Below are 11,540 nucleotides of genomic sequence, written 5' to 3' on the forward strand. Positions count from 1 at the left end.
ACCCAGAACTCCAGGACTCCGGCACGTTCAAGGGCCGCACCTTGATCTCTAAAATCGGTTCAGCGCGCTTGCGTGCTGGCCTCTACATGCCAGGCCTGGTAGCGCTGCGGCATAACGAAGCGATCATTGCCATGAAAGATCGCCTGAAGGCCAACGGCAAGGCCCCCAAGCAGATCATCTGTGCTGCAATGCGTAAGCTGCTGCATTTCGTTTACGGGGTGCTCAAATCGGGACAACCATTTGACCCAAAACTTGCACTTGCCCGGTGAGAGTCAAGACGGTATCTACATGATCCCTGTAGGAACTGCCGCAGGCTGCGATCTTTTGATTCTGCTTAACCTTATGCTCAAACAATATTTCTCAATAATCACATCACGTCTTTAAGATCACGTCACAACTCGTTATAACAAGTGATCTAAGATGACCGATAACGTTCTATCCCTTGGCAGCATTCCGCTGCATACCCAATTGCGAGACGTGCTGCGCGCCCGCATTCTCGACGGTGAATACCCGCAAGACAGCCAGATGCCTTCCGAAAGCGAGCTCGGCGCGCTGTTCAAGGTCAGCCGCATCACCGTGCGCCAAGCCTTGGGCGATCTGCAAAAAGAAGGCCTGATCTTCAAGATCCACGGCAAGGGCACGTTCGTGGCAAAGCCGAAAACCTTCCAGAACGTCAGCACCCTGCAAGGCCTGGCCGAGTCCATGACTGGTCGAGGTTACGAGGTGATCAACCGCCTGCGCAGCTTCAAGTTTATTGCTGCCGACAAACTGGTCGCCGAGCGTTTGCAAGTCGTGGAAGGCGAGACCGTGGCGCAGATCAAACGGGTGCGTTTGATCAACCGCGAGCCGATTTCGCTGGAAATCACCTACCTGCCCAAAGCCATTGGCGAGCGTCTGGAGAAGGCTGATCTGGTCACCCGCGACATTTTCCTGATTCTCGAAAATGACTGCGGCCTGGCCCTCGGTCATGCCGATCTGGCCATTGACGCGGTGCTGGCCGACAGCGATCTGACCCAGGCGCTGAACGTCGAACCGGGCTCGCCGATCATGCGCATCGAGCGTCTGACCCATGACGCCAGCGGCCAACCCGTGGACTTCGAACACCTTTACTACCGGGGCGATGCCTTCCAGTACCGCCTGCGGATCGACCGGCAAAAAGGGGATCAGGCATGAGCCGAACGACACTCGAGCAGGAATACGACATCGTCGTGATCGGCGGCGGTACAGCGGGGCCGATGGCGGCGATCAAAGCCAAGGAACGCAACCGCGATTTGCGGGTGCTGTTGATCGACAAGGCCAACGTCAAGCGCAGCGGCGCGATCAGCATGGGCATGGACGGCCTGAACAACGCAATCATTCCCGGCCATTCGACGCCAGAGCAGTACACCAAGGAAATCACCATCGCCAATGACGGCATCGTCAATCAGGCAGCGGTGTATGCCTACGCCACCCACAGCTTTGAAACCATCGAGCAACTGGACCGCTGGGGCGTGAAGTTCGAGAAGGACGAGACCGGCGATTACGCGGTGAAAAAGGTTCACCACATGGGCGCCTATGTGCTGCCGATGCCGGAAGGGCACGACATCAAGAAAGTCCTGTACCGCCAGTTAAAACGGGCGCGGGTGAGCATCACCAATCGACTGGTTTGCACCCGTTTGTTGAAGGATGAAGAGGGCGCGGTTAACGGTGTCATGGGTTTCGATTGCCGCACGGCCGACTTCCATGTGATCAAGGCCAAAGCCGTGATTCTTGCCTGCGGAGCCGCCGGGCGTCTGGGCCTGCCGTCTTCGGGTTACCTGATGGGTACCTACGAAAACCCGACCAACGCCGGCGACGGTTATGCCATGGCGTATCACGCCGGGGCTGAACTGGCGAACCTGGAATGCTTCCAGATCAACCCGCTGATCAAGGACTACAACGGCCCGGCTTGCGCCTACGTCACCGGCCCGTTGGGTGGCTACACCGCCAACAACAAGGGTGAACGCTTTATCGAGTGCGACTACTGGAGCGGCCAGATGATGTGGGAGTTCCACCAGGAGCTCGAAAGCGGGAACGGCCCGGTGTTCCTCAAACTCGATCACCTGGCCGAGGAGACCATCCAGAACATCGAAGAAATCCTGCACAGCAACGAGCGCCCGAGCCGTGGCCAGTTTCACGCCAATCGTGGTACCGACTACCGCACGCAGATGGTCGAAATGCACATTTCCGAAATCGGTTTTTGCAGCGGGCATTCAGCGTCGGGCGTGTGGGTCAACGAGAAGGCCGAGACCTCGGTCAAGGGCTTGTACTCGGCGGGCGACATGGCGGCCGTGCCGCACAACTACATGCTTGGCGCGTTCACTTACGGTTGGTTTGCCGGGAACAACGCGGCGGATTTTGTCGCTGGCCGCGAGTTCTCTGCACTGAACGCCGAGCAGATCGAAACGGAAAAACAGCGGGTTTACGCACCACTGGACCGTGAACACGGCCTGCCACCGGCTCAGGTCGAGTACAAGCTGCGGCGCTTCGTCAACGACTACCTGCAACCGCCGAAAGTGACTAAGAAAATGCAAATCGGCCTGCAACGCTTCAGCGACATCCAGCGTGACCTCGATCAGATCAAGGCGCACAACGCCCACGAACTGATGCGCGCCATGGAAGTCAGCATGATCCGCGACTGCGCTGAAATGGCCGCGCGGGCTTCGCTGTTCCGCGCTGAAAGTCGCTGGGGGCTTTACCACTATCGGGTCGACCACCCGCAACGCAACGACAGCGACTGGTTCTGCCATTGCCACCTGAAGAAGGGGGAAAACGGCTTGATGACCAGTTTCAAGAAAGCCGTCGAGCCTTACATCATCCCGCTGGATGCCGATGAAATGCAGGCCTACGACCGGTTGCGGGTCGGTGCTGACGCGGCTTGATGCCGTCAACAAAAGAGGGACAAACCATGGCGTATCAACCCCAGGAAATTTTCTTCCGTTCCAACGCCCCCGTCACGGTCGACGAGGACCTTTGTATCGCCCACAAGGGTTGCACCGTGTGCGTCGACGTCTGCCCGATGGACCTGTTGGCGATCAACCCGGCCACGCAAAAGGCCTACATGGCGTTCGACGAATGCTGGTACTGCATGCCGTGTGAAAAGGACTGCCCGACCGGGGCGGTGAAAGTAGACATCCCATATCTGTTGCGCTGAAACCCGTGTGGGAGCGAGCCTGCTCACGATGACGCCCGCCCAGACACCCAAAAACGCCATCCGGCCACACCCGGACGCTCGCTTCAAACACCCCTCGTTTCCCACCGCGCCCTGATCGTGGCGGAGACGAACATCCAATAAATGATTCGAGGGGAAACACCCATGTTCTTGCGTACAGCATTGGCCGGTCTGGTACTGGCGTCATTCACCTTGTCGGCCTCGGCCGAAACCATCCGCATTGCCATCGGCACCCAGGACACCACGATCAACTGCGCGGCCGGCGGCTTGTTGATTCGCGAACTCGGCCTGCTGGACAAATACCTGCCCCACGACGGCCAGTACAAAGACGCCCAATACGAGGTGGAATGGAAGAACTTCACCAGCGGTGCGCCCCTGACCAACGAGATGGTCGCCGGCAAACTCGATTTCGGTGCCATGGCCGATTTCCCCGGTTCGTTCAACGGTGTAGCGTTCGAAGCAGCCGGCAAGCACAGCCTGTTCATCAGTGTGCTGTCGGGCAGCACCAAGGGCAGCGGCAACGGCATCGTGGTGCCGAGCGCCTCAGGTGTGCAGTCGCTGGCCGAACTCAAGGGCAAGACCATTTCCGTGCCGTTCGCTTCCACCGCTCATGGCATGTTGTTGCGCGCCGTAGCCGCCCAGGGTTGGGACCCGCTCAAGGATGTGAACATCATTGCCCAACCGCCGGAAGTCGCTGGCTCTGCGTTGCAAGCCGGCAAGATCGACGCCCATGCCGACTTCGTTCCGTTCGCCGAATTGTTCCCGAGCCGAGGCTTCGCCCGGAAAATTTATGACGGCTCCCAGGCTGGCGCACCGACCTTCCACGGTGCCTTGGTCGATCAGAGTTACGCGAAAAAATACCCGGAAATCGTCGTGGCCTACTTGCGCGCCAGTATCGAAGCCAACCAATTGCTCGCCGCCGAACCGGAGAAGTACAGCGAACTGATCGCCAAAGTCACTGGCGTCGATGCCGAGGTCAACTACCTGTTCCACGGCCCGCTGGGTGTGCAGACCCGCGACCTGAGCTGGAAACCGGAATACCGCCAGGCCGTCGGCACCGCGATCGACACCCTCAAGCTGTTGAAGAAAGCGGATCGTGGCCTCGACTTGAATACCTTCATCGACGATCAATACATTCGCGCCGCGTTCAAGGCCTCGAACCTGGATTACACCGCGCAACTGGCCAACTACGCGCAGACGCCGCTCAAGGCGGTTGATGCGTCGACCGGCAAAGCCATCACCGATTTCAACCACGTGGTCGAAATCTGGGTGCGCGGCGAGCCGAAAGTCCGCCAGTACGCGTCCGCTGAAACGGCATTCACTGCGCTGGCCAGCCTCAAACAGGAAGGCAAAAACATCCGCGCGGTGTATGCCCAGGCCAGTGACAGCGGCATCAAATTGCTGGCGGATCAGGCGTGGTTTGCGAGTGATGCGAAAGGCCGGCTCAGTGCGTTTCTGCTGAAAGGCCAGGCCCAGCAATTCGCCACGGCCGAGGGCGGCAAAGTGTTCGACTTCACCGATGCCACCACTCAGGCCGTGGCCGTCCGCTAACCCCCAGAACGCCTCGGTCAACTGAACCCGACGGGCGCGCAATTGAACGCGACCAATGTAGGAGCTGCCGAAGGTTCGGGCCGCGTTCGGACGATCTTTTGACGTTGCTTTTAAAAAAAGATCAAAAGATCGCAGCCTCGTTTCACTCGACAACTCCTACAGGTTCGCCATTGGAAGTCATGTATGTACGGATCACTTTCACGCTGGATTCCAAGAGTCGCCTCGCTGCTGCTCTGCCTTTTGTTCTGGCAACTCGCCGCCAGTCACCACTGGAACCTTGGCCTGGTCACCTTCGCCAACGTGCCGACGCCACTGGCCGTCATCGATGCCGCGTTCGGCCTCGGTGACTCCGGCAAGCTCGCCCAGCACCTGACCAGCAGCCTCAGCCGGGTATTCGCCGGCTACCTCGCGGCGCTTGTCATCGGCATTGCATTGGGTCTGGCCATCGGCCGTTCGAAATGGGCCGAAGACTTGCTGCTGCCGCCGCTGGAAGTGCTGCGCCCGATTCCAGCCGTGGCCTGGATTCCCTTGGCAATCCTGATGTTCCCGTCGTCCGAGTTGTCGATGGTCTTCATCACCTTCACCGGTGCGTTGTTCCCGATCCTGCTCAACACCGTGCACGGCGTCGAAGGTGTCGACCCGCGACTGATCGCCTCAGCGAAAAGTCTCGGGGCAGGGCGGTGGGCGATTCTGCTGGAAGTAATCCTGCCGGGTGCCGCGCCGAGCATCATCACTGGCCTGGCCATCGGCATGGGCACGTCCTGGTTCTGCCTGGTGACCGCGGAAATGATCTCCGGCCAGTTCGGCATCGGCTATTACACCTGGGAGTCCTACACCATCCAGAACTACCCCGACATCGTCGTCGGCATGTTGCTGATCGGTGTCCTCGGAATGGGCAGCAGCCTGCTGATCAAACGCCTTGGCGGATTGTTCACGCCTTGGCATCGACCACGAGGAAAAGCCTGATGAGCGTATTCCAACACCCGGAAGGGCGCATTGATATTCGCGACTTGTCGATCAGCCTGGGCGAGGGCAGCGCTGCTTTCGAAGCCGTGCAGGGCCTCGATTGCCAGATTGAACCGGGTCAGTTCGTCTGCATCCTCGGCCCGTCCGGTTGCGGCAAATCCACCTTGCTCGGCGCACTGGCCGGCCACCTGCAACCGCGCACCGGCACCCTCAACGTTGACGGCGCCGCAGTGTCGGGCCCATCGCCTCAGCGCGGCATTGTGTTTCAACAACACACGCTGTTTCCCTGGCGCACGGTGCGCGACAACGTTGCGTTCGGCCTGAAAATGCGCGGCATCGGCAAAGCCGAACGTCATAAAGCCGCCGACGAAATCCTCGCGCTGGTCGGCCTCGAAGGTTTCGCCGAGCGCTGGCCGGATCAGCTTTCCGGTGGCATGCAACAGCGGGTGGAAATCGCCCGGGTGCTGGTCAACCGTCCACGGCTGTTGCTGATGGATGAACCCTTTGGCGCACTCGATGCCTTGACTCGCCTGAACATGCAGGAACTGCTGCTGGACATCTGGACGCGCATCCGCACCACCGTGGTGTTCGTCACCCATGACATCGACGAAGCGTTGTTTCTCGCCGATCGCTTGCTGGTCATGAGTACGCGCCCCGGCCGGATCATCGAAGACCTGCGCCTGGATTTCCCCCGGCCACGCACCACCGAACTGGTGACCAGCCACGAATTCTCCCGTTTGAAACGTCACTGCCTTGAGCTACTGCGTCACGAAGACGGTCGGCAATTACCACGCCTGAACCCTCTCGGACTTCCCCCAGAAAACAAACTGCCGCGATTTGCCCTATGACCTCACTATTCGATGTAACCGATAACGCTGACATTCTTGCCCTGCAACCGCGCCTGACCGATGAGGACGCCGGCGTGCGCCGGATCGCGCTCATCGACCTGGCTGACCTCGAAGAGCCCGATGGCTTGTTGTGGCTGGTCAATCGACTGGTCGAAGACCCGGCCGAAGAGGTTCGTGGCGAAGCCGCACGCTTGCTCGAAGCCTGGGAAGATGAGCCGGTCGTTGAAGCGCTTTGCCAGGCCCTGACCGATCCATCCGAAGCAGTGAGGACCGCTGCCGCGCAAAGCCTCAGCCTGCTCAAGAGCGAAGCAGCGGGCCGGGTGATTCTGCCGTGGACCGGGCATGCCGACATCGGCGTGCGTATTGCTGCGTTCAGGGCCTTGCGTGAGTTGCGCTTTGCCTTGGCTGCGCCAGCGGCATTGTTGGCGTTGGGTGATCACGATGCCAATGTCCGGCGAGAAGCGGTCGGTGTATTGGGCTGGCTCAAGCAGATCGATGCCTTGCCGGCACTGGCTCGATTGGCCAGTGATGACCCGGACACTGAGGTCCGCCGCGCCGCTACCGGGGCGCTCGGCCTGGCGTCTGACGCACAAGTTCTGCCAGCGTTGCGACAGGCGCTACAGGATCAAGCCTGGCAAGTACGCGAGGAAGCGGCCACCACCCTGGGCAAGGTCGGGCATGTCGACGCGGGTTCTGCACTGGTGCAAGCCTTGAGCGACGACTACTGGCAAGTGCGCCTGCGCGCCACCCGCAGCCTCGGGCGCTTGCGTTATGCCCCAGCCCTCGATGCGTTGATCGAAACCCTGGGGCATCGCATCAGTAATTTGCGCAAGGAAGCCGCGCTGGCCCTGGGGGAGTTGAACGATCGCAACGCCACCGCAGCGCTGCTGGCCGCGCAAGACGACGGCGACCCGGAAGTGCGCAAAGCCGTGCGCATTGCCCTGAGTCAGCTGCAATGAACCCGCTGGCAGTGGGCAATTCCCGAAGCAAACATCAGTTGCGCCTGAACTGGCCTGATGGTCGAGTACAACTGCTGGATCACGCCGAATTGCGTCGACAGTGTCCCTGTTCACAATGCCGGGCGTTTCGGTTGCGGGGGATGACGCCGAGGGTTGATGAGCGTGTACGTGTGATCGAATTGAACCCGCAGGGCTACGGCCTGCAACTGGTGTTCAGCGACGGCCATGAACGCGGCATCTATCCGTGGGCCTACCTCTCCAGCCTGACCTGACCCCTTACCCTGTAGGAGCTGACGAGTGAAACGAGGCTGCGATCTTTTGATGTTGCTTTTCAAAGACAAGATCAAAAGATCGCAGCCTCGTTTCACTCGACAGCTCCTACAGGGGGCTGTGTCGGGTTAGAAGGATTTGCTGATGCTTGCCACCACAGTAGCGGTGCACACGTCTTCGAAACCCCAGTTACTGGCGCACTGGCTCTTCGACAGGTCGGTATCGACATAGCTCAGGCCCAGCATTACCCCGGCCAGCTCGTGGGTCAGTTTGACCTCCCATTCGCGGTACGAATCCTCGGCTTCACCTGAGTTCGAGTACAGGTGCGGGTCCTTGAAGTCCATGTCGCCATATCGCAGTTTCAGGCCCACGCCGTAGGGCAATTCGCGTTCGTAGCCAACATAGCTGTAGAGCGAGTTCTGCTTGCTGTCGATACCCGGTGCGTCGTTTGAGTAATAAGCGCCGAGTTTCACCCCATAAAGGCTGAGAGTGCCGTAGACCTCGCTCTGATTGAACTGGCTCTCTTTCGGGTAGGCGTATCTGAGATAGCCGAGGTCGAGACTGACGTCATCGGTGGCCTGCCACAGCCAACCGCCGTAGTAATCGATCTCCTGCCGGGTCTTCAGGCCACCGCCAAAATCGACGTTGGAAGTCCATGCGCCCGCGTACAGGCCGCTGCTGTGCGCCAGGGTTGCTCCCGCTTGCAGGGCTGGATCGTTCTGGGTTTGCGAGATGCCGCGAGTGCGGTAATCGCTGGCCAGGGTCACGTCCAGCAGCAACGAGAAATCATCGTTCAGGGGGATGGCCTGGCTGCTTAACGGCAGCAAACTCAAGGTTCCGAGGGCGAACAGGGTGAAAACTTTCATGGGTTGCGTTCCGCTATTGTGGTTGTTATGGGCAGATGGCAGACAAGGCTGCGCCGGGCCTCGTGTCGCAAAACACGAGGTCGGGCAGCAGGTGTGTTGCAGTTTTTGTCAGAGGGTTGGGGCGTAGACTTGCCGGCCGCCGAACCAGGTCTGTAGCACTTGGGTGTCGTGCAGGGCTTTGTTGTCGACGCTGAACACATCGCGGTCGACCACGATGAAGTCAGCCTGTTTGCCGGCGCTCAAGGAGCCAATCTGTTTATCCAGGCCGATGGTGCGAGCAGCATTGATGGTGTAGGCATAGAACATGGTTTCGCGGTCGAGGCTTTCGTCGGCGTTGAGCACGCCCAGCGGGCCGACTCGGGTAATGGCCTGAGCCATGGCGTTCCACGGGTTGGGCGACGACACCGGCCAGTCGCTGGCACCGGCGATGGTCGCGCCCTGTTTGAGCAACGAATGCGCCGGGTACTGGTAACGGAACGCAAGGGCGCTGACGTAAGGCTTGATCATGTCCGTGGTGTAATCGTCAGCGCTGGCCCACAACAGTTGCATCGAGGCGATGACGTTGAGCGGTTTGAAGCGGGCGAATTCTTTCGGGTTGACCATCTGCAAGTGGGTGATGGAATGGGTGATGCCACTCTGGCGGTCCTTGCGCGCCTGTTCGATGCCATTCAGCGATTCACGCACCGCGCGGTCGCCGATGGCATGGATGTGCACCAGCCAGCCCCGTTGATCGATGGCGCTGACCAATTCGCCGAAATGCTTGGGATCGATCAGCAATTCGCCCTGTTTGTGCGAGTTGCTGTAAGGGTCGATCATCGCGGCACTCTGCGCCGGGTATTCGATTACGCCGTCGGCGAAAATCTTGATCCCGGGCAAGGTCAGGTTGGGAATCCCCTGAAATTGCTGGCGCACCTTGTCCAGGGTGTCGAGATCGGCTGGCACGCTTTTCGAGTTGGCCACCAGCAACGCGGCGACGTGGGCGGTCATGTTGCCGGTTTCGGACAGGGCCTTGTACACCGGCAGCATGCCGACGGTTTTCTCCGTCGGTTTGAGGGCAAATAACGGCTCACCCGGAGCGGCGTTGGCGGCGGGGTCCATCCACGCCGTGATGCCCAGGCTGTTGTTGTAGCTGACCGCAGCCTGCGCCGCTTTGAGCATCTCGCCGGCACTCGGCGACGGCATTTTCGAGGCGACCCGGTCCCAACCGGCGTCCACCAGAAAGCCGTTGGGCCTGCCGTCTTTAAGGGTGCCAATGGTGCCGAGTTCGGCGGCTGGCAAGGTCTTGAGCAGCTCGGCATCAATACCGGCGCGCTTGAGCATCACATCGTTGGCCCATGCTGTGTGGTGGTCGCTGCCGGTAAACACTACCGGTACGTCGGCCCATTCGCCGCTGTTGAATTTCTTGCCCAGGGCTTCGGACTGCGCCCAGTAAGCCGAACTCATGCCGGCCACGGTCAGGATATCGCCGTGTCTGGCCTTACCGTCGTCACGCCAGGCACGCAGGCGTTTTTCCAGTTCGTCCAGATCAACTACTTCATCCTCCATGTTGGCCACCACCATCTCCAGGCCGCCGAAAATCGCGTGGGAGTGACTGTCGATCAGGCCGGGCATCAAGGTCTTGCCGCCCAGATCAATGACTTTGGTTCCCGAGTCGATCAGGGCCTTGATCTGCGCATCGCTGCCCACTTGCAACACTTTGCCGTCCTGCACCGCCAAGGCCTGAGCCTTTGGCTGGTTGCGGTCGGCCGTGAAAATCTTGCCGTTGAACAACACCAGATCAGTCGCCGCCATGGCTTCCAACGAGGCAAAACTCATAGCTGCCATCAACAGATTCGGGATGAATCTTTTCATTGAATGTTTCCTTGTTATTGCGTCTGATGGCCAGATTAGTGGCTTGCCGCAATCAGCAGAACGCCTCGCTCACGAAAAACGTTTTTGCCTGAATGGAAAAAGTATGGACAAGTTGGGTGCATTGAAAATGTTCGTGGTCACGGCGCAACTGGGCAGTTTCAGTCGTGCGGCCGAGCAACTGGGCAAGACCCCGTCGGCCCTGACCAAAGCGGTCAATCACCTGGAGGCGGAACTCGGTGCGCGTTTGTTCGAGCGCAGCACGCGGCGGATTTTGCTCACGGAATCGGGGCGGCTTTACCTGGAAACTGCGCGTCAGGTATTGCAGCGACTGGACGAGGCGGGCGAGGAAATCGAGCAGTTGCAACACGGCCTGCGCGGCAGCCTGAAAATCACCGCGCCGTTGGCTTATGGGCAGGCCTTTCTCGATCAGGTGATTGGCGGTTTTCTTGAGCACTACCCGCAGATCGATCTGCAAGTGGGCCTGTGCGACGAGTTCGTCAACCTGCTGGAAAGTGGCTACGACCTGGCCTTGCGTGAGGGCCATGATGACTTGCCGGGACTGATTGCCCGGGTGGTCGGCAGCAATCGCCTGGCACTGTGCGGCAGCCCGGACTACCTGGCGCGCAAGGGCCTGGTGGTGACCCCGCAAACGCTCGATGACCACGAATGGTTGCTCTATCGCCACCCATTGCTCAGCCGCGAATTCTGGTGGGCCGAGCGCGACGGCCAGCGCTTGAGCCTGCCGCAGCCCCAGGCTCCGCGTTTGCGCAGCGACAATTACGACTTGCTGCTGGCCAATGCCCTGGCCGGTCGCGGCCTGCTGCACACACCGCTGTGGAGTGCCGCGCCGTACCTGGCCGATGGCCGACTGGTGCGGGTGATGGCCGATTACGAGATCGACCCGGACAGCTTCGGCTCGTACATCCTCGCGGTGTACCCCAGCCATCGACGGGCCACGGCGAAAGTGCTGGCATTCATCGATTACATCGCTGGGTTTCTGGCGTCCCGGGGGCTGGGTTAACAGCAACGCCAGCCCCTA

12 protein-coding genes are annotated in these 11,540 nt (G+C 60.0%); 10 read left to right on the plus strand and 2 right to left on the minus strand.

Annotated features, from left to right (window positions below):
- The 9 genes from KUF73_RS28705 to KUF73_RS28745 form a co-directional block, all read left to right on the plus strand.
- Positions 1 to 269 (plus strand): transposase (locus KUF73_RS28705; protein ID WP_218441332.1); only part of this gene is annotated, 269 nt, incomplete at its 5' end.
- 151 nt (positions 270 to 420) lie between these two features.
- Complete coding sequence (locus tag KUF73_RS28710; protein ID WP_218441333.1) at positions 421 to 1,173, plus strand: GntR family transcriptional regulator; 753 nt, start codon at positions 421 to 423, stop codon at positions 1,171 to 1,173.
- Positions 1,170 to 2,900 carry a fumarate reductase/succinate dehydrogenase flavoprotein subunit gene (locus tag KUF73_RS28715; RefSeq protein WP_218441334.1) on the plus strand — a complete coding sequence of 577 codons (1,731 nt, stop codon included), beginning with the start codon at positions 1,170 to 1,172 and terminating at the stop codon, positions 2,898 to 2,900. The genes KUF73_RS28710 and KUF73_RS28715 overlap by 4 nt, the downstream gene beginning before the upstream one ends.
- A 26-nt stretch (positions 2,901 to 2,926) precedes the next feature.
- Positions 2,927 to 3,172 carry a ferredoxin family protein gene (locus tag KUF73_RS28720; protein ID WP_008060065.1) on the plus strand — a complete coding sequence of 82 codons (246 nt, stop codon included), beginning with the start codon at positions 2,927 to 2,929 and terminating at the stop codon, positions 3,170 to 3,172.
- Positions 3,173 to 3,334: 162 nt separating this feature from the next.
- A complete protein-coding gene (locus KUF73_RS28725; protein ID WP_218441335.1) occupies positions 3,335 to 4,741 on the plus strand; it encodes an ABC transporter substrate-binding protein in 1,407 nt (468 codons plus the stop codon).
- 183 nt (positions 4,742 to 4,924) lie between these two features.
- Positions 4,925 to 5,707 (plus strand): ABC transporter permease, encoded by a 783-nt coding sequence (locus KUF73_RS28730; RefSeq protein WP_218441336.1) that lies wholly within the window; start codon positions 4,925 to 4,927, stop codon positions 5,705 to 5,707.
- Positions 5,707 to 6,555: an ABC transporter ATP-binding protein gene (locus tag KUF73_RS28735; protein WP_218441337.1), complete on the plus strand. Its 849-nt coding sequence runs from the start codon at positions 5,707 to 5,709 to the stop codon at positions 6,553 to 6,555. Before KUF73_RS28730 ends, KUF73_RS28735 begins: the two co-directional genes overlap by 1 nt.
- A complete protein-coding gene (locus tag KUF73_RS28740) occupies positions 6,552 to 7,514 on the plus strand; it encodes a HEAT repeat domain-containing protein (protein WP_218441338.1) in 963 nt (320 codons plus the stop codon). The genes KUF73_RS28735 and KUF73_RS28740 overlap by 4 nt, the downstream gene beginning before the upstream one ends.
- Complete coding sequence (locus tag KUF73_RS28745) at positions 7,511 to 7,786, plus strand: DUF971 domain-containing protein (protein ID WP_218441339.1); 276 nt, start codon at positions 7,511 to 7,513, stop codon at positions 7,784 to 7,786. Before KUF73_RS28740 ends, KUF73_RS28745 begins: the two co-directional genes overlap by 4 nt.
- A 126-nt stretch (positions 7,787 to 7,912) precedes the next feature.
- Here KUF73_RS28745 and KUF73_RS28750 read toward each other — a convergent pair whose 3' ends face one another.
- The gene (locus KUF73_RS28750; protein WP_218441340.1) at positions 7,913 to 8,650 is read right to left on the minus strand and encodes a TorF family putative porin; all 738 of its coding nucleotides are present in this window, start codon (positions 8,648 to 8,650) and stop codon (positions 7,913 to 7,915) included.
- 108 nt (positions 8,651 to 8,758) lie between these two features.
- Positions 8,759 to 10,501 carry an amidohydrolase gene (locus KUF73_RS28755; protein ID WP_218441341.1) on the minus strand — a complete coding sequence of 581 codons (1,743 nt, stop codon included), beginning with the start codon at positions 10,499 to 10,501 and terminating at the stop codon, positions 8,759 to 8,761.
- Between the two features lie 103 nt (positions 10,502 to 10,604).
- Between KUF73_RS28755 and KUF73_RS28760 the strand changes: the two genes are divergently transcribed.
- Complete coding sequence (locus tag KUF73_RS28760) at positions 10,605 to 11,522, plus strand: LysR substrate-binding domain-containing protein (RefSeq protein ID WP_218441342.1); 918 nt, start codon at positions 10,605 to 10,607, stop codon at positions 11,520 to 11,522.
- Positions 11,523 to 11,540 lie beyond the last annotated feature (18 nt).

It is taken from the genome of Pseudomonas sp. PD9R (genome assembly GCF_019200975.1).
Lineage (GTDB): Bacteria > Pseudomonadota > Gammaproteobacteria > Pseudomonadales > Pseudomonadaceae > Aquipseudomonas.

What these genes read in the sequence shown, in the direction of transcription:
- KUF73_RS28715 (WP_218441334.1), top strand. Translation starts at nt 1,170, where the DNA reads ATGAGCCGAACGACACTCGAGCAGGAATACGACATCGTCGTGATCGGC.
- KUF73_RS28720 (WP_008060065.1), top strand. Translation starts at nt 2,927, where the DNA reads ATGGCGTATCAACCCCAGGAAATTTTCTTCCGTTCCAACGCCCCCGTC.
- KUF73_RS28760 (WP_218441342.1), top strand. Translation starts at nt 10,605, where the DNA reads ATGGACAAGTTGGGTGCATTGAAAATGTTCGTGGTCACGGCGCAACTG.
- KUF73_RS28745 (WP_218441339.1), top strand. Translation starts at nt 7,511, where the DNA reads ATGAACCCGCTGGCAGTGGGCAATTCCCGAAGCAAACATCAGTTGCGC.
- KUF73_RS28740 (WP_218441338.1), top strand. Translation starts at nt 6,552, where the DNA reads ATGACCTCACTATTCGATGTAACCGATAACGCTGACATTCTTGCCCTG.
- KUF73_RS28710 (WP_218441333.1), top strand. Translation starts at nt 421, where the DNA reads ATGACCGATAACGTTCTATCCCTTGGCAGCATTCCGCTGCATACCCAA.
- KUF73_RS28725 (WP_218441335.1), top strand. Translation starts at nt 3,335, where the DNA reads ATGTTCTTGCGTACAGCATTGGCCGGTCTGGTACTGGCGTCATTCACC.
- KUF73_RS28735 (WP_218441337.1), top strand. Translation starts at nt 5,707, where the DNA reads ATGAGCGTATTCCAACACCCGGAAGGGCGCATTGATATTCGCGACTTG.
- KUF73_RS28750 (WP_218441340.1), bottom strand. Translation starts at nt 8,650, where the DNA reads ATGAAAGTTTTCACCCTGTTCGCCCTCGGAACCTTGAGTTTGCTGCCG.
- KUF73_RS28755 (WP_218441341.1), bottom strand. Translation starts at nt 10,501, where the DNA reads ATGAAAAGATTCATCCCGAATCTGTTGATGGCAGCTATGAGTTTTGCC.
- KUF73_RS28730 (WP_218441336.1), top strand. Translation starts at nt 4,925, where the DNA reads ATGTACGGATCACTTTCACGCTGGATTCCAAGAGTCGCCTCGCTGCTG.